This window comes from Cytophagales bacterium (assembly GCA_033344775.1).
In the GTDB taxonomy this organism is placed as follows: domain Bacteria; phylum Bacteroidota; class Bacteroidia; order Cytophagales; family Cyclobacteriaceae; genus JAWPMT01.
In genome coordinates, this window is the sequence record JAWPMT010000005.1 from 2,655,005 (window position 1) to 2,675,875 (window position 20,871).

At 44.6% G+C, this 20,871-nt stretch carries 17 protein-coding genes; 6 read left to right on the top strand and 11 right to left on the bottom strand.

Translation table 11 applies throughout. The annotated features are described in order from the left end of the window. Nucleotides 1-75: 75 nt before the first annotated feature. Entirely contained in the window at nucleotides 76-759 is a 684-nt protein-coding gene (locus tag R8G66_28755) for a head GIN domain-containing protein (protein ID MDW3196399.1), read from the bottom strand. A 360-nt stretch (nucleotides 760-1,119) separates the two neighbouring features. Here R8G66_28755 and pheA point away from each other — a divergent pair, with 360 nt between their 5' ends. Beyond that, complete coding sequence (pheA, locus tag R8G66_28760) at nucleotides 1,120-2,187, top strand: prephenate dehydratase (protein ID MDW3196400.1); 1,068 nt, start codon at nucleotides 1,120-1,122, stop codon at nucleotides 2,185-2,187. Between the two features lie 177 nt (nucleotides 2,188-2,364). Here pheA and R8G66_28765 read toward each other — a convergent pair whose 3' ends face one another. The 3 genes from R8G66_28765 to R8G66_28775 all read right to left on the bottom strand — a co-directional run bounded on the left by R8G66_28765 (nucleotide 2,365) and on the right by R8G66_28775 (nucleotide 4,380). Further along, entirely contained in the window at nucleotides 2,365-2,892 is a 528-nt protein-coding gene (locus R8G66_28765) for a ferritin (protein MDW3196401.1), read from the bottom strand. Between the two features lie 208 nt (nucleotides 2,893-3,100). After that, nucleotides 3,101-3,439 carry a hypothetical protein gene (locus R8G66_28770; protein MDW3196402.1) on the bottom strand — a complete coding sequence of 113 codons (339 nt, stop codon included), beginning with the start codon at nucleotides 3,437-3,439 and terminating at the stop codon, nucleotides 3,101-3,103. Nucleotides 3,440-3,741: 302 nt separating this feature from the next. After that, on the bottom strand, nucleotides 3,742-4,380 hold the full coding sequence (locus R8G66_28775) for a response regulator transcription factor (protein MDW3196403.1): 639 nt from the start codon (nucleotides 4,378-4,380) through the stop codon (nucleotides 3,742-3,744). Between the two features lie 185 nt (nucleotides 4,381-4,565). On the opposite strand from R8G66_28775, the gene fumC reads away from it, so the two are divergent. The 3 genes from fumC (at nucleotide 4,566) to map (ending at nucleotide 7,640) form a co-directional block, all read left to right on the top strand. Beyond that, nucleotides 4,566-5,969: a class II fumarate hydratase gene (fumC, locus tag R8G66_28780; GenBank protein ID MDW3196404.1), complete on the top strand. Its 1,404-nt coding sequence runs from the start codon at nucleotides 4,566-4,568 to the stop codon at nucleotides 5,967-5,969. A 152-nt stretch (nucleotides 5,970-6,121) separates the two neighbouring features. Next, nucleotides 6,122-6,751 carry an Ezrin/radixin/moesin family protein gene (locus R8G66_28785; GenBank protein MDW3196405.1) on the top strand — a complete coding sequence of 210 codons (630 nt, stop codon included), beginning with the start codon at nucleotides 6,122-6,124 and terminating at the stop codon, nucleotides 6,749-6,751. Nucleotides 6,752-6,848: 97 nt separating this feature from the next. Beyond that, nucleotides 6,849-7,640, top strand: a complete 792-nt coding sequence (gene map / locus R8G66_28790) for a type I methionyl aminopeptidase (GenBank protein ID MDW3196406.1) — start codon at nucleotides 6,849-6,851, stop codon at nucleotides 7,638-7,640. Nucleotides 7,641-7,936: 296 nt separating this feature from the next. On the opposite strand, the gene infB is transcribed toward map, so the two are convergent. From infB to rimP, 3 genes are read right to left on the bottom strand one after another with little or no spacing between them, the layout of a single operon-like run. Further along, complete coding sequence (gene infB / locus R8G66_28795; GenBank protein MDW3196407.1) at nucleotides 7,937-10,891, bottom strand: translation initiation factor IF-2; 2,955 nt, start codon at nucleotides 10,889-10,891, stop codon at nucleotides 7,937-7,939. 43 nt (nucleotides 10,892-10,934) lie between these two features. Beyond that, the gene (gene nusA / locus R8G66_28800; GenBank protein MDW3196408.1) at nucleotides 10,935-12,176 is read right to left on the bottom strand and encodes a transcription termination factor NusA; all 1,242 of its coding nucleotides are present in this window, start codon (nucleotides 12,174-12,176) and stop codon (nucleotides 10,935-10,937) included. A 2-nt stretch (nucleotides 12,177-12,178) separates the two neighbouring features. Further along, nucleotides 12,179-12,649: a ribosome maturation factor RimP gene (rimP, locus tag R8G66_28805; protein MDW3196409.1), complete on the bottom strand. Its 471-nt coding sequence runs from the start codon at nucleotides 12,647-12,649 to the stop codon at nucleotides 12,179-12,181. 177 nt (nucleotides 12,650-12,826) lie between these two features. Between rimP and cysS the strand changes: the two genes are divergently transcribed. Continuing rightward, nucleotides 12,827-14,317 carry a cysteine--tRNA ligase gene (cysS, locus tag R8G66_28810; GenBank protein MDW3196410.1) on the top strand — a complete coding sequence of 497 codons (1,491 nt, stop codon included), beginning with the start codon at nucleotides 12,827-12,829 and terminating at the stop codon, nucleotides 14,315-14,317. A gap of 88 nt (nucleotides 14,318-14,405) precedes the next feature. Here the strand turns inward: cysS and raiA are convergent, their stop codons facing one another. From raiA to rpsU, 3 genes are all read right to left on the bottom strand, one after another. Continuing rightward, nucleotides 14,406-14,708: a ribosome-associated translation inhibitor RaiA gene (gene raiA, locus R8G66_28815; protein ID MDW3196411.1), complete on the bottom strand. Its 303-nt coding sequence runs from the start codon at nucleotides 14,706-14,708 to the stop codon at nucleotides 14,406-14,408. Nucleotides 14,709-14,735: 27 nt separating this feature from the next. Further along, nucleotides 14,736-15,623: a tyrosine-type recombinase/integrase gene (locus tag R8G66_28820; protein MDW3196412.1), complete on the bottom strand. Its 888-nt coding sequence runs from the start codon at nucleotides 15,621-15,623 to the stop codon at nucleotides 14,736-14,738. A gap of 68 nt (nucleotides 15,624-15,691) precedes the next feature. Continuing rightward, nucleotides 15,692-15,886 (bottom strand): 30S ribosomal protein S21, encoded by a 195-nt coding sequence (gene rpsU, locus R8G66_28825; protein ID MDW3196413.1) that lies wholly within the window; start codon nucleotides 15,884-15,886, stop codon nucleotides 15,692-15,694. A gap of 150 nt (nucleotides 15,887-16,036) precedes the next feature. On the opposite strand from rpsU, the gene R8G66_28830 reads away from it, so the two are divergent. Next, the gene (locus tag R8G66_28830) at nucleotides 16,037-18,736 is read left to right on the top strand and encodes a carbohydrate-binding protein (GenBank protein MDW3196414.1); all 2,700 of its coding nucleotides are present in this window, start codon (nucleotides 16,037-16,039) and stop codon (nucleotides 18,734-18,736) included. 53 nt (nucleotides 18,737-18,789) lie between these two features. On the opposite strand, the gene R8G66_28835 is transcribed toward R8G66_28830, so the two are convergent. Next, the gene (locus tag R8G66_28835) at nucleotides 18,790-20,745 is read right to left on the bottom strand and encodes an LruC domain-containing protein (protein ID MDW3196415.1); all 1,956 of its coding nucleotides are present in this window, start codon (nucleotides 20,743-20,745) and stop codon (nucleotides 18,790-18,792) included. Nucleotides 20,746-20,871: the final 126 nt, after the last annotated feature.

A 20,871-nucleotide genomic window follows, 5' to 3' on the forward strand; every position in this document is an offset into this window, starting at 1 on the left:
AATTTAAACCACCTCAGGAATGGGGTGGTTTTTTTGTTTTATTTAAACTGTAACCAGTAAACAGTTAGGAAAATCTCAATTCGCATTCACTACAGCACCGGCTCCAGTGATATTGACATCAATGGTGGGTTCGCCGCGGTAGTGGATGTTGCCTGCTCCTAGGATGTTGCCAGCAATAAGTTCGGCGGCGGATACTTCGATGTTGCCTGAACCGGTCAGGGTGATGCGTACGGTATTGGCTGCAAAATCAAATGCAGCAATATTACCTGCTCCTAACAGCTCAATGATGAGCTCATTCGCAGAACCTGAAAGGTCAAATGATGCCGCTCCTGTGTTTCTCAATGTCAGGGTTTCCTGATCATTGAATCCTTCAATACTGATTCTTCCTGCTCCTAAATTCTCAACTGAAATCAATTCAGGGATCACGATATTGACGCGAAGGGTAAGGTTCTCGTAGCTGCCTTCTTCTAAATCGATGATGAGCTGGCCATTCATATTAACTCTTGTGATCACGCGATCAATCAAATTATCATCTGAAGATACTTCCATAGCTTGGATAGCTCCCTGAGTAATCGTTAAATCGATGGCTGGTGAGGAAGTAATGGCATTGAAATCAGGTAGTTCGCGGGTTTCCGTGATGATCACGCCAGAGCCTCGGAATCTTTCGCCGTTCCCAAGGCCAGGTTCATCATCCAAACAAGAGGTGAGGAATACAATGGAAAATAGCGCGGTAAAAAAGTGCGGTGTAAATCGTTTCATGGCAGTACTACTTAAAAAATTGTTATTCTGAATTATATCTATGTCAACTAAAGACAGGAAGAACCCCAAAGGGTTGCTGGATTTAACAAATCATAGACATGGCTTGGGAGTGACTTGCTTCGAAAAACTCAGCATGACCGTAATTTTAATTTTCAATCGTTTGAAACGAATAAGTTTTTGATGTCTTCCTCGCCTGGCCCGTTTGCACGGCCAGTGGTGCGGAAGGACGTCCTAGAGCTTTGGAAATTTGGCAGCTTACCCTTTCCAGCAAAAGAATCTACCTCTCTGATCAAGATCATCTTCAAAATAAGAAGGCAATCCGGCAGGGTATTTTAATTTTATGCCTTTAAACCGAAGCCTATGCTGGATGAACTTCGTAAGGGGATAGATGAAATAGATGATAAGGTAGTAGAACTCCTTGGAAAGCGGCTGGGGTACGTCAAGCAAATTGGCGATCTCAAGCGGAATTCCAACGCGACGATCTATCGTCCGGAACGAGAAAAGGCCATCATTGATCGCCTTTTTGAAGCCAGTAAGGGCAAAAACGAATTGACACGTTCGGCCATCGAAGCGATCTTTCTGGAGATCTTTGCCGTGAGTCGGAATTATGAACTTCCGGAACGTGTGGCCTACCTAGGACCAGAAGGCAGTTTCACGCATCAAGCTGCCGAATCGCGTTATGGCGCCATGAGCGATTACCTGCCATTGGATTCCATTCCTTCGGTTTTTGATGCGGTGGCTACTTCTCGTGCTCGTTTTGGTGTGGTGCCTATTGAAAATAATCAGGAGGGTACTGTTCAGGAAACCATCGATTACCTTGGTGTTCACAATCTGAACATCGTGGCGGAAGTAGTACTTCCTATCCATTTCTGTATCGCGTCATTGGAACAAGACCTGAGTAAGGTCAAAACCATCTATACGAAAGACATTGCATTTCGTCAGTGTAAGAACTTCATCCGGGACTATTTCCAGCATGATGTCAAACAGATCCCGGTAAGCTCAACCAGTCGGGCTTGTAAGATCGCCCTGGAAGAGGAAGGAACAGCCGCGATTTGTGCGCCCATTGCAGCGAGGAACAACCGACTGCCTATTTTGTACAGCAACATCCAGGACTCAGCAGATAACCAGACCCGGTTCCTGATCCTTAGTCAGAACTTCATCAACGAGATCAGTGGTGAGGATAAGACTTCTTTGATCGCCAAGCTGCCCGATGAACCTGGTGCGCTGGTCTCCTTTTTAAAGAAATTTGAAGACGCGGGCATCAACTTGTGTAAGGTAGAAAGTCGACCGGCGAAGATCGGGTCCAAATTCAAGTATATCTTCTTCGTAGAGCTGGATGGACATTTCAATGACCCGGCAGTTCAAGACACCATTGCTCCGTACAAGAACAACCTGACGTGGTTGGGGAGCTATGTGAAGATGTGCTAAGGCCTGTTGGGCAAATTTAAGGTTGAATGTCGATAGACCAATCTTTGGTCTTTTTTCAATTAAAATCCCCAGCCCTGCCTTGCCGTCAGGCAGGCTTTCAGGCACCCTCTTAAAAGGGTGACAATTGAAAAAGGCCACCCGCTGGGTAGCCTTTGAATTTTCTGATTGCAGTGAGGATTATCCTTCTGAGTACTCGATAGAAAGTACTTTGTCTTCGATCATCGCAAGGGCCAGTTTGTCCTCACCGATCACGTCAAACAATTCGAGGGTTCTGCGTGCTACAAACTCTTCTTCGATCTGCTCGCTCACGAACCAACGCATGAATTCCTCGGTAGCAATATCATCCGCCTTTCTGCACCCTCGTACCACATTGTGAATGGATTCCGTTACTGATATTTCCATGTCCAGTGCTTTCTCAAATACACTTCTCAATGTCGGAAACTCATATTCTGGCTGCTCTACTCTGGGCGCGATAGCCGTCGCTTCCATGTTTACCAGGTAATGGAAAATCTTCTTCTGATGATTTCTTTCTTCTTCTGATTGCTTGAAGAAAAATTCCGCACAGTTGTCATAGCCATTCACGTCGCACCAACCAGCCATGGCCAGGTATTCGTTTGCGGAATTCGCTTCGATCTGTACTTGTTTGTTCAATATATCAATTACCTCTTCTTTCAAAGGGCATTCTCTTCTAAGTAAATCTTTCATGTGTGTGGGTTTAATTTCACGCTCTTTGGCTTATAAAACATCCTTTGATCCATGTAAAATTAATTCAGCATGAATAGGCTTGCTTTATGGAGCCTGTTTAGCGAATAACAAAATAACACCCGATTATCCGTAAAAGTTGAATTACGGGCGTTCAGGACACTAATTTAAAATCAGTCTAATTAAAAATAGTAATGGGATATAAGCGCACTTAATGATATGAGCGCACCAATTTTTGATGGATCATACTGTTGAGTTCCAGCATGGTCATGGCTCCGGCAAAGAGGTCGCGAAGCTCTAAAATCTCTCGTAGTTCAAACACGAAAAATCGTTCGATCTGTGGCATAGAAATGATCTCGATTCCCGGATGGGTGGGCATAAACATTTCCGCCAGATCTATGGATTGGATTTTTTTCCGAAAAGACAGCAACGCACAGAGCTTGAACTCTACTTCCTCTGCAGGTAATTTCAGAATGAATGAAGCACGTGTGTCGTTTTGATAAATGCCAATATTAGAAGTAGCAAACACCAAAGCCGAGGCCCCTGTCATCAATTCTTTACTTACTATATTTTCGGACAGCTTTTGCAATGCTTCTTTCCTTTCTTTTTATACTTCTTGCAGCATTTCTTGAATACGCAATCATTTCCTGTAATAGGACCGAAATCCTTGAATTCCAAGGTTACCCCGCTGTTCTCCTCTACATCTGCTATTTGAAATTCCATATTTCGTATTTAGAATTAATCTAAATAAGGTACAAATTACGTGCTTCTTTCTTTTTTGATCAATTGCTAGTGCTGGTGAAATTGTTACTCCCTAGTACTAGGGATGTATCACTACAAGTAGTGATACAACTATTTTACCAGGCCACTTTCCAGTGCATAAACGATCAATTCTGTCGGCGATTTTAAGTTCAGCTTTTTCAAGATGCTTTTCCTATGGGAATTAATCGTATGTACGCTGACACAAAGTGTATCCGCAATTTTCGTGGTAGTCTGGCCTTTGGTAATGAGTTGAAGCACTTCATATTCCCTTGGTGAGAGATCCATAGGTGCACAATTCTCCTCTTCTTCTTCGACCGATTGCTCCATTACGATATCCAGGATCTTATTGCAATAAAACCGGTTCCCCTGTGATACTGCAAGAATAGAGTTCACAATTTCCTGCTCACTACAGGTCTTGGTCACCATGCCTTTCACTCCCGTCTTCAGAATCTCTCGTACCCGATCTTTTTTGGTATCACTGGTGAGGATCAAAATATTATTAATCCCTATCTCTTTGATACTTTTCAGCCGTTGGACAAAGTCCTGCTCATCGGGACGATAATCGATCACCAAAACATCAGGCCGGTTTTCCAGTAACTGCTCATTCAGCATGTCCCAGTCCTCCTCCTGACCTACCAATTGAAAATTATCATTCCTGGCCAGCAAGGACTTGAAGCCTTCCTGCGTAAGGAATTGAAAATCGGAAAGAAAAACTGAAATCGCTGACATGACTTATTTAGAATCAATCTAAACTACGCAAACATACTATTAACAATGAATCAGGGCAAGGTTGTTTAGAATTATTCTAAATAAAGTGATGAAAATTACTCATCTGTCCGCGATTCGATGCTTTTAACTCCCTCATTTGCGCGGACTGCACTTTATTTTTGCAGAAAATAGAACAGATTCATATCATGGATATCCGACTGGAACGTGACACAATGGGACCCGTAGAGGTACCCGCAGACAAATATTGGGGCGCCCAAACACAACGCTCAAGGAACAACTTCAAAATAGGCGGAGCCAACATGCAGATGCCTCTTGAGATTGTCAAAGCTTTTGCTATTCTTAAAAAATCTGCAGCTCAGACCAATCATGAGCTTGGTGTACTGTCCAGTGAAAAATCGGATTTGATCAGCCAGGTATGTGATGAGATCCTCGAAGGAAAACTAGATGATCAGTTCCCTCTGGTGGTTTGGCAAACAGGTTCCGGTACCCAGTCGAACATGAATGTGAATGAAGTGGTTGCCAATCGCTCGCACGTACTCAATGGTGGTTCGCTCACCGATGAGAAGAAGGCCGTGCATCCCAATGATGATGTGAACAAGAGTCAATCATCTAATGACACGTTCCCTACTGCGATGCACATTGCTTCTTACAAGATTTTAGTGGAGCATACCATTCCATTGGTTGAAAAGCTAAGAGACACGTTCAAAGAAAAGTCCGAGGCCTTCATGGATGTGGTGAAAATCGGACGGACGCACTTCATGGATGCCACACCTTTGAGCCTTGGCCAGGAATTTTCAGGCTATGTCTCACAGCTAAACCACGGATTGAAAGCCCTTCGCAATACACTGGATCACCTATCGGAGCTAGCATTGGGAGGTACCGCAGTTGGTACCGGGCTGAATACCCCGGCCGGTTATTCGGAACTTGTTGCTAAGAAAATTGCAGAAAACTCCAATCTACCTTTCGTTACAGCGGAAAACAAATTTGAAGCATTGGCTGCTCATGATGCCATTGTTGAATCTCATGGCGCTTTAAAGCAATTGGCTGTCAGTCTCATGAAAATCGGCAATGACATTCGCATGCTGTGCTCAGGACCAAGAAGTGGTATTGGGGAAATTCTGATCCCTGAAAATGAGCCTGGGTCTTCTATCATGCCAGGTAAAGTGAACCCCACTCAGTGCGAGGCATTAACCATGGTGTGCGCGCAAGTGATCGGAAACGATGTGGCGGTAAGTGCAGGAGGTATGACCGGTCATTTCGAACTGAATGTCTTCAAACCCATGATGGTTTACAACTTGCTGAACTCTGCTCGTCTCATCGGCGATGCCTGTAACTCTTTCAATGATAATTGCGCCGTGGGTATAGCGCCTAATCAGGCCGTGATCAAAGAAAAGCTCGAGAACTCTCTGATGTTGGTAACAGCACTTAACACGCACATTGGATACGAAAAAGCGGCTCAAATTGCAAAAAAAGCACACAAGGAAGGCACGACGCTACGAGCCGCTGCCCTTGAATTAGGCTTCCTGACCAATGACCAATTCGATGAATGGGTACGTCCCGAGGACATGATCGGCTCTTTGAAAGACTGATCTGATTGTATATCCCATTGGTTTTCAGATAAAAAGACCAGAGGCCTGCAAATTGTACTTTGTAGGCCTCTATCTGTCTAAAATTAGCTTTATTCAAGTCTATTTTGTACTTTCGCTTTAACATATCGTAATTTTTACTTATCGATACACTGATGAAAAACATAGCCTCATTATTGATCCTTCTGTTTTGCGTAACATTTGCGTTCGATGGAAACGCTCAAATGTCGAAAAAAGAGCAAAAGGAATGGAAGAAAAGAATCAAGGCCTTGAGTCCTGAGCAGTACAAAACACTACTCGATGATAACAAGTCGCTGAAAAGCCAAAATGCGAGCCTGAAAGCCGAAGTTGCCGGTGTTGACGGTCGAATAGCAGATAAAGACAATCAAATTTCCAATCTTCAGGATCAGGTGGCTGACCTGAAAGATCAATTGGCGGATGCCCTGGCAAGACCTGAACCTGAGCCACAGCGTACTGCTGGTCCTGCAGTAGGTGCTGGTATCAATGATCAGGAAGGCATCGTGTTCAAAGTACAGATCGGCGCATTCAAGCAAAAAGACCTTTCTAAATATCTGGACGCTGGTGACAACTTCTCCGGTGAAACAGATGAAAATGGTCTGAGAAGATATTCTTTGGGTGTTTTCAGAGAGTACTGGGATGCTGACACATTCAAAAAATACCTGAGAGAAATGGGCGTGAAAGGTGCCTTCATCGTTTCTTACAGAGATGGTCAACGAGTGGACATCAAAGACGTGCTGGAAAGCATCGGTGAAAAAGGAGAGTAATCCTAAAAAACATATTCCCCTGGGAAGCGAACCCTGTCTATATTAGCCAGGGTTTTTTTATGGTACCTTTGTGGCTCCCGTTTTCGAATAGCGTATAATGATTCAGTATAAGTCGTCAGAAGAGATAGAATTGATCCGCCAAAGTGCACAGTTGGTTTCCAAAACCCTGGGACTGATGGCTGAGCATATTGAACCAGGAATCACTCCTTTAGAGTTAGATAAAATTGCGGAAGAATTTATCCGCGACAATGGCGGTGTTCCAGGATTTTTGGGCCTGTACGACTACCCAAATACCATCATCACTTCCGTCAATGAGCAAGTAGTACATGGCATTCCTACCGCACGGCCCTTGCAAGAAGGTGATATTGTGGGATTGGATTGCGGCGTTCTGATGAATGGTTACTACGGAGATCATGCATATACCTTCCCTGTAGGGGAAATATCACCAGAAATCAAACAACTCCTTACAGTTACAAAAGAAAGCCTATATAGGGGGATTGAGCAATGTACTGCCGGGAAGCGAATCGGAGACATCAGCTATGCCATTCAATCATACACGGAGAGTTTCGGTTACGGTGTAGTGAGAGAACTGGTAGGTCATGGTCTTGGCAAGAAAATGCACGAATCTCCTGAAGTTCCTAACTATGGCAAAAGAGGCCGTGGCCCGAAACTTAAAGAAGGAGTGGTAATTGCCATTGAACCTATGATCAATATGGGAACTCGCAGGGTCGTTCAATTGAATGATGGCTGGACCATCGTCACTGCGGACAAACAACCTTCTGCTCATTTCGAGCATGATGTGGCCATCGTCGATGGCAAACCTGAAATCCTTTCTACGTTTGATTATGTGGAAGCAGCTCTGAAGAAGAAATCTGCGGTGTTTATTTAGTCTTCGAGAGCCTCAGACTAACTTAAAACGAGCGCCTCAAGCTGACACAGTTCCTGCTATCGTGTCTTCTCCGAGCGCGCAACTATAACACAGGAAGGCTCCCGACTAGGCGCGGCCTGCCAGGCGTCGCCGAATAAATCCGGGGATTTGAATCTACTATTTTCCATGGTTTAATCTAACTATTATGTGTTTGGTTAAACCCAAAAATTGCCCCTCAGATTGACACAAGCACAATTAAAAAAAGCCGCGCAAGGCGGCTTTCATTTGAAATTTATCGACCTCTAAGGGCTTAAGCTTTACAGCTTTCTTTTCACTTCTCGTTGCTCAAATCCTTCGATCACGTCGCCCACTTTAATGTCATTGAAGTTCTTGATACTGATACCACATTCGTATCCGTTCTTCACTTCGTTTACATCGTCTTTGAAACGTTTCAACTGATTGATGTCTCCTGTGTACACAACAATACCATCACGAACTAGTCTTACCTCATTGTTTCGCTTAACAATACCGTCAGTTACGTAGCAACCGGCCACTGTTCCGATCTTAGAGATTTTGAAGACTTCACGAACCTCAATGTTACCCGTGATCACTTCCTCAGAAGTAGGCTCCAACAGACCTTCCATCGCATCTTTCAACTCGTTGATGGCGTCGTAGATGATGCTGTAAAGTCTGATCTCTATCTCCTCGTTTTCGGCCAGTTTTCTGGCGCCACTGGAAGGACGTACCTGGAAACCAATGATGATCGCATCCGAAGCAGTTGCCAACAAGACATCTGATTCTGAGATCTGTCCCACGCCTTTGTGGATGATATTCACCTGGATTTCATCGGTAGACAACTTCAACAGGGAATCAGAAAGTGCTTCTACCGAACCATCCACGTCACCTTTCACGATCACGTTCAGTTCCTTAAAGCTTCCGATTGCCAGTCGACGACCAATCTCATCCAGCGTAATATGCTTCTTCGTACGCATGGACTGCTCACGAAGGATCTGCTCTCTCTTATTAGCGATCTCTCTAGCCTCCCGCTCATTCTCCATGATGTTGAAGCGATCACCTGCCTGTGGCGCTCCGTCCAATCCAAGCATCTGTACAGGTGTGGAAGGTCCAACGTTCTTCAGCTGACGTCCACGATGGTCAAACATCGCTTTCACTTTACCAAAGTAAGATCCTGCCAAAAGCACATCACCGATCTTCATCTCACCAGCCTGAACCATCAGCGTGGTTACGTAACCACGCCCCTTGTCAAGCGAGGCTTCAATCACAGATCCAACAGCAGCTTTTTCCGGATTGGCTTTCAATTCCAGTAATTCGGCTTCAAGCAATACTTTTTCCAGTAATTCGTCAATTCCCTCTCCGGTTTTTGCAGAGATTTGCTGACACTGGTACTTACCACCCCAATCCTCTACAAGGATGTTAATTCCTGAAAGTTCTTCTTTGATCTTATCAGGGTTGGCATTAGGGCGGTCAATTTTGTTGATCGCAATCACAATAGGCACACCTGCAACCTGTGCGTGATTGATAGCCTCTTTCGTTTGTGGCATCACCGCGTCATCTGCCGCCACCACAATGATTACAATATCCGTGATCTTCGCACCCCGTGCCCGCATCGCGGTAAAGGCTTCGTGACCCGGTGTATCCAGGAAGGCAACTCTTTTACCACCGTCGGTCACCACATCGTAAGCCCCAATGTGCTGGGTAATTCCTCCAGCCTCGCCTTCCGTTACTTTACTGTCGCGTATATAGTCAAGCAAGGACGTCTTACCATGGTCAACGTGTCCCATGATCGTAACGATCGGTGCTCTTTCCTGCAGATCTTCTGCTGCATCTTCTACCTCCTCGATCTCTACTTCTTCTTCTGCTGAAGTGAAATCTACATCATAGCCAAATTCATCCGCAATTACAGTGATGGTCTCCGCATCTAATCGTTGATTGATCGAAACGAACATTCCCAGACCCATACAGGTGGAAATCACATCGTTTACAGAAACTTCCATCAGAGTAGCCAAATCACTCGCGGCGATAAATTCGGTGACCTTCAGGATTTTTGCATCTTCTTGTGCCTGCTGTGCTCTTTCTTCCTCAGCCTCAGCCCTCGCACTACGTTTGTCTTTCTTGTATTTGGCACGGTTGCCACCGCCTTTACCACCGCCGCCACTGAGCTTAGCAAGGGTAGCCTTGATTTTATCCTGAATTTCCTTATCTGTAAGTTCTTCAGTTTTCCGATTATCTTGACGTCCTCTACGATTGCCTCCCGGCCCGCCACCTCGACGATCACCAGGACGACCACCAGGTCGGCCACCGCCTTGTCCTTGTCCAGGGCGATTTTGTCCACCACCAGGACCTCCTCCGGTAGCAATTCTTTTTCTCGGACGCTTTTTGCGCTCCTTGTTCTCATCAGAAGAGGCCACTGGTTTGGCCTTCTTATTTGCAGGTAATTCAATTTTACCCAGCACTTTGAGTCCTCGAAGGGATTCAGCTTTCGCTTTCACCACTTCATCAACAGGTGGTTTTGGCGCCTCAGCAGGAGGAGCTGGCTTCTCTTCTTTCGCGGGAGGAGCTGCTGCAGGTGGCGCTTCTTTGGCTACTGGAGCTTCTTCCTTAGGTTCTTCTTTCTTCTCTGGTTCCGGAGCTTGCGCTTCAGCAGGCTTTTCTTCCTCCTTCTTCACCTCAACCGGTGCTTCTGCCTTGGGCTCCTCTTTTTTCTGCTCTACAACCGGCTCCGGCTTAGGCTCTTCTTTTACTTCCTTAGGAGCTTCTTCCGCTTTAGGTTTTTCTTCCGCAGGAGCCGCTTTGCCTTTCTTCGCCGCATCCAGATCGATTTTACCAACAACCTTAGGACCAGAAAGTCGATCTTTTGCTAAGTCAACTCTTTCTTCTTTTGGCGCTTCTGCCGCTGGCTTTTCTGGCTCAGCTGTAGGAGCAGGTGTGGCTGGTTTATCTGCAATTGGCGTTTCAGTCGCCACATTGTCTTTGATCAGAATTCGGTCTTCTTCTGCACTATCTCTTGCAGCTGCTTCCTGACCGGAACGAATCACCAGATTGTCCGCATGCTTGGTTCCGATAGTCAAGCCAGAAGCTTCCTCTTTGTCCAAAGCGGAATCTGCAAACTCCTTCGATAGCATAGCGAATTGCTCCTCCGTGATTTTGGAGTTGGGGCTACTGTCCACCTCGAATCCCTGATTAGACAGGAAGTCGTTGATGGTCGTCCGACCAACGTTCAATTTTCTAGCTACTTGACTTAATCTGTACATATACTTTCTTAACTGTCGGCTACGGCTGGTTCTTCTGGTTTACTTATTCAAATTCCTGATTGAGGACAGACAATATATTGTCGATGGTCTCTGCTTCCAGGTCCGTTCTTCGAACAAGATCCTCTCTGCCGAGCTTCAAAACGCTCTTGGCCGTATCCAATCCAACGCGCTTCAATTCATCAATTACCCAATCTTCGATTTCATCAGAGAATTCGTCCAGATCGACATCTTCCTCCTCCATTTCACTTAACTCTCTGAATACATCGATCTCCAGACCTACCAGTCGGCTGGCCAACTTAATGTTCTGTCCGCCTTTACCGATCGCCAAAGATACTTGATCTGGTTTTAAATAGACCGAAACACGATTTTTGTCCTCTTCAATTTTCATGCTCTGCAGTTTTGCGGGACTCAACGCCCTGGCAATGTACAGTTCCATGTTATCTGTGAAGTTGATCACATCAATGTTTTCATTCTGCAATTCACGTACGATAGAGTGGATTCTGGACCCTTTCATACCCACACAAGCGCCTACCGGATCAATACGATCATCGTAAGATTCCACGGCCACTTTTGCTCTTTCTCCTGGTTCCCGAACTACTTTCTTAATGGTGATAAGGCCATCATAAACTTCCGGCACTTCACTTTCGAACAATCGCTCAAGGAATGTTGGGGCCGTTCTGGAAAGTACGATCCTCGGATTGCCATTGTGCATTTCTACCCGATGTACGATCGCTCTTACATTATCCCCTTTACGGTATCGATCTTTGTTGATCTGCTCCGCTTTAGGAATGATCAACTCATTTCCTTCACCATCGATCAACAACACTTCCCGGCTAAGTACCTGATATACTTCGCCATTGATGATCTCCCCAACCAGATCTTTGTATTTCTGGAACAGGATGTCTTTTTCAAGGTCTTTAATCTTCTGAATGAGGGTTTGACGTGCTGTCATCACCGCTCTTCGTCCAAAATCTTCCAATACGATCTCCTCTGCAACTTCCTCGCCAATTTCAAAATCCGGCTCGATTTTTCTTGCATCAGTGAGACAGATCTTGTCGTGATCCCAAATGTCTTCGGAATTATCATCTACAATCTCGCGGAATCGCCATATTTCAAGGTCACCTTTATCGGCGTTAATGATGATGTCAAAATTGTCATCAACCTTGAATTTCTTACGGATCATCGTTCTGAAAACATCTTCCAGTATCCGGATCATCGTAGGACGATCAATGTTTTTTCCTCTCGCAAAATCTGCAAATGAATCTATTAATATTCCAGCGTCCATCATTATTTAAACGATACTATAACTTTCGACTTCTTCACATCGCTCAACGCTATCGTCGAGATCACTTTTTCTTTTTTATTCATCACTTCCAGTTCGAAATGCTCATCCTCAACGGCGGTAAGGACTCCCTCCTTTTTCTCCCCGTCGTTCAATTCGACTTTCAGCGAACGGCCAATATTTTTCACATATTGCCGCTTTAGTTTCAATGGCTGGTCGATTCCCGGTGAGCTTACTTCAAGGGTATACTTACCCGGAATAATATCCAACTCTTCCAATTGAGCACCTAATTGTCGGCTCACACGCGCGCATCTATCTATGTCTAAGCCCTGGTCTCCGTCGATTAATACCTGCAATTTCGAATTACCACTATTGCCTTTATGACTCACTTCAACCAGAAACAAGTCTTCATCCTCTTTAAGGATTTCCTCCAACAAAATGGTTTCAACTTGTTTTTCTACACTTAATGCGCTCATCTCCACTAAAGAAAAGAGGGGACTATTTAGTCCCCTCTATGCTTGTTTCTATATTTGCAACGCAAAGCTAATTGAAAATAACTTCAATACAAATAGGTGGATTGACCTTAATTCACCGAAATAGCGAGCAAATAAGGTCAGTGGAAAGATTTTAACAGTTGTAATACGGAAGTACGCATGATTGGAAAACTCAAAGTTTTCAACTCTCTGTCCAGAGAAAAAGAAGTGTTTGAACCCAAAAACGCACCCTATGTGGGCCTGTACGTATGTGGCCCAACCGTATATAACTCTGTGCACCTTGGTAATGTAAGGACCTTCCTCAGCTTTGACATGATCAGTCGTTACCTGCGGTTTCTCGACTACAAAGTCCGATATGTACGCAATATTACCGACGTAGGTCACCTTACCGATGATCAGGACGATGGCGAAGACAAAATTGCCAAGCGTGCCAAGCTGGAGAACCTGGAACCCATGGAAATTGTGCAGAAATACACCGTGGGATTCAGGGAAGTAATGAAAACCTTCAACGCCCTTCCTCCGGATATCGAGCCTTCTGCTACCGGACATATCATTGAACAAATTGAGATGATCAAGGAAATTCTTGACAATGGCTACGCTTATGAAAAGAATGGCTCGATCTATTTTGATGTAGAAAAATATAACGAGCAGTATCCATACGGAGAACTTTCAGGCCGCAAGATTGACGAACTGATGGAAAACACCCGTACACTGGATGGTCAGGAAGACAAAAAAGGACCCCTGGATTTTGCCCTTTGGAAGAAAGCGACCAAAGGACATATCATGCGATGGCCTTCACCATGGGGGTTAGGTTTTCCGGGGTGGCACCTTGAGTGTTCGGTCATGAGCACCAAATACCTGGGAGACACTTTTGACATCCACGGAGGTGGCATGGACCTTAAATTTCCCCACCATGAGTGTGAAATTGCGCAGTGCAAGGGCTCAAAGGGCCACGGGCAGGCCAAATACTGGCTCCACACCAACATGCTGACTGTCAACGGACAGAAAATGAGTAAATCACTGGGTAATTCGTTCTTGCCTCACGAACTCATCTCTGGGGATCATCCAATCCTTGAAAGAGGTTACAGTCCCATGACCATCCGTTTTCTAATGCTCCAATCACACTATTCGAGTACTCTTGATTTCTCAAATGATGCCCTGAATGCGGCGCATAAAGGCTGGATGAAAATGAATAACGGGTTGCGAACGCTGAATGAATTAAGTTATCCAGAAGATGCTGAAGGAGAAATCAACGAAAAGCAGCAAAAGCAACTTGAGAAGTTCTGTGACAACTGCTACCACGCCATGAATGATGATTTCAACACAGCATTAACATTGGGACATCTCTTCAATATGCTGAAGAAAATCAATTCGATTAAAACCGGGCAATTGCAATATACGGAGCTGGGACAGGAGACTTTTGACCGAATGAAAACCACTTTCCTGAGTTTCTGCCACGATGTATTAGGACTCAAATATGAATCTCGCATGGATCAGGAATCTCTATTGGAGGTGATTATTGATGAATATACTGAAGCCAAAAAAGTACGCAACTACGACAAGGTTGATGAGCTCCGGGAAAAGCTGAAGAAAGAGGGTATTGTGGTGAAGGACATGAAGAATGAGATCGGGTGGGCGTTTGAGGAGTAGTCTTCCTGACTTGGGAGATCTATCACTTTTTATTTCTTCGTACGATTTCATTCAGATGCATAAAAAAGGGGCCGAAGCCCCTTGTCATTTAATGCACCGCGTAGTGCTTTTCTTTGAACTTTTTGAGCTGCCTTCTTAAGGCCTCCACCGCTTCGTCGGCAGCAGCTTCGAAGGATTTGTTCTTCTTCTCAGCAAAAAGTTGCTCCCCGGGGATATTTAGTTTAATCTCTATGATCTTATTCTCATTCTTGTCGTCTTTGTCAAGTCTCATGAAGACTTCACCATCGATGATCCGGTCATAAAACGTTTCGAGTTTGTCAGCTTTCTTCTGTATGAAATCAAGCAGCTTGTGATCAGCGTCGAAATGGATAGAATGCATTTGCAGTTTCATGACATTATTATTTATTGGGTTGAACAATTAAGCCCTCGGATGCGCTTGATCGAAGGCCGATTTAAGTTTTTCTAATGAATTATGGGTGTAGACCTGTGTCGCAGCGAGGCTCGTATGCCCTAAAAGTTCCTTAACTGCATTGAGGTCAGCCCCCTTATCCAACAAGTGTGTAGCAAAGGTGTGGCGAAGTACATGTGGACTTCTCTTGGTCAGCGTGCTTACTTCGCCGATGTACTTCTTGACCGTTCGATAAATAAACATGGGATAAACAGGCTTACCCTGATCTGTCCTGATCAGTGCACTTTCTCCTGTTATCGTTCCCCACTTCTCCATTGCCAAGTTGTTGTATTTCTTTATTAATTCAACGACAAAAGAGGTGATAGGGATGACCCTTTCCTTGTTTCTTTTTCCTAAAACTTTGATGGATTGATCGAAAAAATTGATGTCCGTATTTTTGAGCCCTAAAAGCTCAGAAAGTCGCATGCCTGTGCCGTATAAAAGCTCAATGATAAGGCGGTCCCTGCATTCGGGTAAGCTGTCTCCTTTAAAAACAGGAAGGGATAAAAGCTCTTCCATTTCTGTGGATTTCACAAAGCTCGGAAGTCGCTTTTCTGTCTTTAATGGCCGTAACCTCGATGCTGGGTTGGTCTCAACATATTCGCGAGAAAGCAAAAACTTGAAGTAGGACTTCAAACATGCAATTTTACGATTGATGGAAACAGGAGACATCTCGTTTTCCATGAGATGAATGATCCAGTTCCGAAGGTGGGTATGACGGACCTCACTATGGTCCTCTATTTCGAAGGTCTCAGATAAGAATTCCTGTAGTTGTTTCAGGTCTTCCTCGTACGCAGTAATCGTATGCTGACTACTGCGCTTTTCGAAAGATAAGTATTTTAGGAAGTTTGTTACCACGCACTAGTCTTTACAAGGGGGTAAAGACTAACTTACAAAATTCTCCGTGGAAAAACGAATCGAACGAATTATTTATTCGCCTTATCCTGCATGTATTGTCTGTAGGATGCACGGATAATTTCGTGACGTCTTTTTACAGAAGGTTTTGTAAAAGCAGTACGGCTTCTCAATTCTTTCAAAACGCCAGTTCTTTCAAACTTCTTTTTGAATCTTTTAAGCGCTTTATCGATTGATTCGTTCTCTTTTACGTTAATGACGATCATGTTAATTTTCTATTAAAGGGGCGCAAATATAAATCCTTTATTAAATCAAAAGAATAGCTAGCCCAAAAAATATCGATATACTTTCTTTATATTGTGAGATTCCTTCCAAATTAAGCCTCGATTAAGTGATTGACGGATAAGAACTGACAGATGATGAAAAAACTAACCTGGCTCCTATTAATTCTCTTTTCATGTTGTTTCACCTGCCTGTATGGTCAGGATCTATTGCACGTGTCTGGAAAAGACATTGTTGATAGTTCTGGCGAGCCTTATATCTTAAAAGGAATGGGTCTGGGCGGATGGATGCTACAAGAAGGCTATATGCTCCAGACTGCATCCTTTGCTAACCCTCAACATCAGATCCGCGCAAGGATTGCCGATCTCATTGGAGAGGAAGACACCCAGGTTTTCTATGATGCATGGTTGGCCAATCATGTGCGCAAAATCGATATCGATTCGTTGGCTGCCTGGGGCTTCAATTCGGTGCGACTCCCTATACACTACAACCTGTTCACCCTACCGATAGAAGATGAACCAGTAGCCGGAGAAAACACCTGGCTTGAAGTAGGCTTTGCACTCACGGATAGTTTGATCAAATGGTGCAAAGCAAATGATATGTATGTCGTACTGGACTTGCATGCCGCACCCGGTGGACAGGGTCAGGACGAGGGTATTTCCGATTACGATACATCAAAACCGTCTTTATGGGAAAGTGAAGCAAACCGTGCCAAGACCATTGCGCTTTGGCGTAAGATCGCTGAAAAATACGTTGATGAAACAGCAATTGCAGGTTACGACTTGATCAATGAACCGAACTGGCCTCTCGACGGCAACACTTTGTTGCGAGAACTTTATGGAGACATCACCGCGGCTATTCGTGAAGTTGATCAAAATCACATCATCTTCATCGAAGGAAATTGGTTTGCCAATGACTTCACGGGCCTTACGCCGCCGTGGGATGATAACATGGTTTACAGCCCCCATAAATACTGGTCGATCAATGATCAGTCTTCCATTCAATGGGTACTTGATATCAGAGAGCAAAATGACATCCCCCTTTATCTGGGAGAAACGGGGGAAAACTCAAATACATGGTTTCGTGATGCCGTGGAACTTTTTGAAACGCACAATATCGGTTGGGCATGGTGGCCCATGAAAAAGGTCGAATCCATTGCTGGCCCACTTTCTGTGACCAAATCGGAGGATTATCAAACCCTGCTGGACTACTGGTCCAATGGGGGTACGAAGCCTACCGCGGAATTTGCGCGATCAACACTCATGACACTCACGGAGGACCTGAAACTTGAAAATAGCCATTATCAAAAAGACGTCATCGACGCGCTGTTTCGACAGGTTGAAGAAAGCGGAACCATTCCCTTTCGAACACAGGAAATTCCCGGCCGGATCGACGTGACTGATTTTGATCTGGGGGCCAATGGGGAAGCCTACTTCGATGCAGACATAGCCAACTATCAGGTGAGTACCGGATCCTACACGGCCTGGAATCAGGGTTGGGCCTATCGAAATGATGGTGTAGACATAGAATTGTCTAGTGATCCACAATCCAACGGCTACAATGTCGGCTGGATCAGTAGCGATGAATGGATGAAGTATGACATCAACGTGACCGAAAGCGCGAACTATCAAGTTTCTGTTCGCGTAGCTTCGGGTGGTGAAGGAGGAAAATTTCATCTTCAGGCAGATGGTTCGGCTATCACCAGCGTTACTGATGCGCCAGCAACAGGCGACTGGCAGGGTTGGCAAACCGTGGTGATCGAGGATGTGATTTTGGACACAGAAGATCAAAAATTAACCTTTTATGCGGACCAGGCTGGGTTCAACCTGAGTGCTATTCACTTTGAAGTAATGGGATCAACCACCGAAGTAGACCTGCAAGTAGTAGGAGGTCAAACAATAACGAATGAAAAAATTCAGGTTGATTTCAATAAGCGTATTTCCGGAGAATTGAACAGTGAGGATTTCAGGTTTAGCCTTAACAATACCGCTATATCGATCAGCAATTTAGAATTGGATGGGCGCTCCTTGTTATTTGATATAGCAAGAGAAGTTTCCGGAGGAGATGAGTTGAAATTGTCCTACGCAGGAAATGGCATATCCGCCAATGATGGGACAATGATCACCGCTTTCTCGGATAAGTCCATTACCAATACCATTCGCCCAATGCATGAAATTCCCGGTCAAATTGAAGCGGAAGATTTCTTTGTACAATCGGGAATCGCATTAGAAGCAACAACCGATACAGGAGGTGGTGAAAATATTGGCTTTTTAGATCGTGGCGATTATCTCGACTACCAGGTGAATATTCTTGTAGCTGGCGAATATCTGGTGACCTATCGCACTGCGGCCGAGAGCGAAACTGGTGCCGCTAAGGCCACTTTGATAGATGAAAATGGCATAGCTACTGTACTCCACGACATCTCCTTTGAACCTACTGGAGGCTGGCAAAACTGGGCATCTACGACGATTGCCGAGGAACTTCCAGTAGGAGCATTTACGCTTCGAATAGAAATTACCGAACCTCTGTTCAATATAAACTGGATTGCTTTCGAGCAAGGTCTTTTGCTCAATGTCAACTCAGATCTGGCCAAGGGTATTTATCCGAACCCAACATCAGACTGGCTCACCTTGACCGAACTTGATATGAGTCAAACATTGACTTTTAAGGTATTTGACTTAAATGGAAAACTGTATCAGTCCGGCAAAATTGAATTGAACTCGCATCCTGGCATCAATGTGGCTGCGCTTCCTGAAGGAATCTATGTCTTGCAGGTCTTCAATAAAGATCAACCTCAATTAACCACACGATTTATTAAGCAGAATTCAGAATAAATCTTTTCTTTTTCCTTGAAGTCCGCTTAAAGTGAGGCTCTTTCATGATGACTTTAATCATAAATATGCTCTGTGTTGCGATTGCCAGTGGCATCGGTATACCAATCCTGATGTTGAGCTCCTTCCGCATTGGCCCAGTCCATGAATCGATTATAAGCCCGATCAATTCTTCGTGATTCTTTAGGGTATCGGAACGCATGAATGATGTCAATACCCCAGGGTGCATTGTTCACTGAGCGATAGTATTTTCCTTGTTCAGGGTTCGAGTTATCGGATTCCGCACCTATATATTGGTCATCTGCCAAATCGGTTGGGGGCCGGTTTCGCAAGTGCAATTCTTTGGAACGTTGCCCAATGAAAATAAAAGGGTTGAACTGTTGAGTACGTACTTCAGCTAATTCCAGGGGCTCTACAAATTCAACCAGCACCTCAAATCTTTTAGAAGGAGCAGAAGCCCCATCTGGTTTGGTGTTCACAATGGCATTTCCACCCAAATGCTCAAACGCATCATCAAAAACAATGATCACAGGGTTGGTCTGGCCATTTTCAAGCCCTTTTTGATCCAGGTTAATGCCCGATCCTACTTCATAACCCGTCACACTTTCAATTTTCGATTGGTCAGTGGGCAATTCGATACCAAAACCATTGTGGAAAGTGGCTCCCATGGCCACCAGGTCATAGATCATTTTCATCCGAACGGTTTTATTATCCGGATTCAGGTATTGAATGTATTTGTAGTGCACGACCAGATCATTGAAGTCATAATCCCCGATGGCTGGCCACATATCTTCGAAGGCCAGACAGCCCTGTCCTAATTCAGAGGGTGTGTATTTCGTGGCACTGATCTCAGCATCTTCAGGATAATCATCGAGTGCATCGATCACCCCATCACCATCGCTATCAATTGCTTCCAAATCTTCCTCCGCACATCGCCAGGCAGTGAGGTCATTGATCTTATGATTGTACTGCCTTACAATTTCAAAAGAACCGTCCTCCAGGTTCATTCGGATTAATCTTGAATTGGATTCATTGGTTGCCACATAGATTTGGTCCTCTCTATCAATGGCCATGGAGGTCAATTGATAAGGAAAGTTCTCCGCACTGATTCTAGAAATGGTAGCCGTTCCACCATCATCATCAAAAGCATCAAATCGGTATAAGCCGGAAAAACAAGCCAGATAGAGCGTCCCATCAGAAGCAAAGGCAAGATCTCCGCCGGAGTTACTGTTCACAAACCCGGTTATGTCATATCGCTGAACGATCTGATTGGAAGCAGCATCAACTTTGAAAAGCACTTTGTTATTGCCCATGTAGAAATAGCCGTCTCGGTATTCAAATCGGGGATAACTCCCATTGAAAGGATTGGAAGTGAATACTGTTTCAAAGGTTTCCATCTGCACATCATATCGATTCAAAGTCCTTCCTACATTGTAGTATACATGATCGTTTTCCTGATCCAGGGCACAGGCAATGGATCCTCCACCTTGTAAATTGGAGAGCTGGCTTTCAGCGTAGTTTCCTTCATGTAAATCAATCTCCCAGAAGCCTCCAAAACTACCTTCTACTGCATATAGGCGATCCAGACAACTCTCTGTCCGACCTGACGCAGTTGGAAACGCAATCGAAACGATTCCTGTCGACCCAATGCTAAACGTACGTTCAATTTTGGAATTCCCAGTGATGTACGTCACCTCCAGGACAGCAATCCCTTTCGGGACTTGTACCTGTACCTCGGCCATTTCTTTTTGCCCGGTCAAAGAGACGACACCTTCCTTCTCCCCTTGCCATTCATAGGTAATTTCATATCTCCCCGTTGCCGGACCATCGAAAGAAAGTGTTAATTCCTGACTGGTCTGAAAATCGAATGCCTCCGGAAAATGAAAGTCGGGCATCTCAGTTGATTCAATTGGTTTTTGATCTGATTCGTCCAGAATGGTGCTGCAACTACTGAATGTTGCCAGTACCACGATATAAAAAACCGATCTTAGGTACATGATGGAGAACTTCATTGCTCAAAAGTTTAATTGAGCCTCAAAACAGCTTTCAAATAGGCTTTAAGAAGATTTATTTTCGGAGTTGTGCATTTTTTCGCGTGTTTACTGCACAGAACCCAATAAGTTTGATATCCTAAGAAT

Bases quoted from the DNA above. Each gene is read 5' to 3' on its own strand.
- R8G66_28755 (MDW3196399.1), bottom strand. From the start codon at position 759: ATGAAACGATTTACACCGCACTTTTTTACCGCGCTATTTTCCATTGTA.
- pheA (MDW3196400.1), top strand. From the start codon at position 1,120: ATGCTGGATGAACTTCGTAAGGGGATAGATGAAATAGATGATAAGGTA.
- R8G66_28765 (MDW3196401.1), bottom strand. From the start codon at position 2,892: ATGAAAGATTTACTTAGAAGAGAATGCCCTTTGAAAGAAGAGGTAATT.
- R8G66_28770 (MDW3196402.1), bottom strand. From the start codon at position 3,439: ATGACAGGGGCCTCGGCTTTGGTGTTTGCTACTTCTAATATTGGCATT.
- R8G66_28775 (MDW3196403.1), bottom strand. From the start codon at position 4,380: ATGTCAGCGATTTCAGTTTTTCTTTCCGATTTTCAATTCCTTACGCAG.
- fumC (MDW3196404.1), top strand. From the start codon at position 4,566: ATGGATATCCGACTGGAACGTGACACAATGGGACCCGTAGAGGTACCC.
- R8G66_28785 (MDW3196405.1), top strand. From the start codon at position 6,122: ATGAAAAACATAGCCTCATTATTGATCCTTCTGTTTTGCGTAACATTT.
- map (MDW3196406.1), top strand. From the start codon at position 6,849: ATGATTCAGTATAAGTCGTCAGAAGAGATAGAATTGATCCGCCAAAGT.
- infB (MDW3196407.1), bottom strand. From the start codon at position 10,891: ATGTACAGATTAAGTCAAGTAGCTAGAAAATTGAACGTTGGTCGGACG.
- nusA (MDW3196408.1), bottom strand. From the start codon at position 12,176: ATGGACGCTGGAATATTAATAGATTCATTTGCAGATTTTGCGAGAGGA.
- rimP (MDW3196409.1), bottom strand. From the start codon at position 12,649: ATGAGCGCATTAAGTGTAGAAAAACAAGTTGAAACCATTTTGTTGGAG.
- cysS (MDW3196410.1), top strand. From the start codon at position 12,827: ATGATTGGAAAACTCAAAGTTTTCAACTCTCTGTCCAGAGAAAAAGAA.
- raiA (MDW3196411.1), bottom strand. From the start codon at position 14,708: ATGAAACTGCAAATGCATTCTATCCATTTCGACGCTGATCACAAGCTG.
- rpsU (MDW3196413.1), bottom strand. From the start codon at position 15,886: ATGATCGTCATTAACGTAAAAGAGAACGAATCAATCGATAAAGCGCTT.
- R8G66_28830 (MDW3196414.1), top strand. From the start codon at position 16,037: ATGATGAAAAAACTAACCTGGCTCCTATTAATTCTCTTTTCATGTTGT.
- R8G66_28835 (MDW3196415.1), bottom strand. From the start codon at position 20,745: ATGAAGTTCTCCATCATGTACCTAAGATCGGTTTTTTATATCGTGGTA.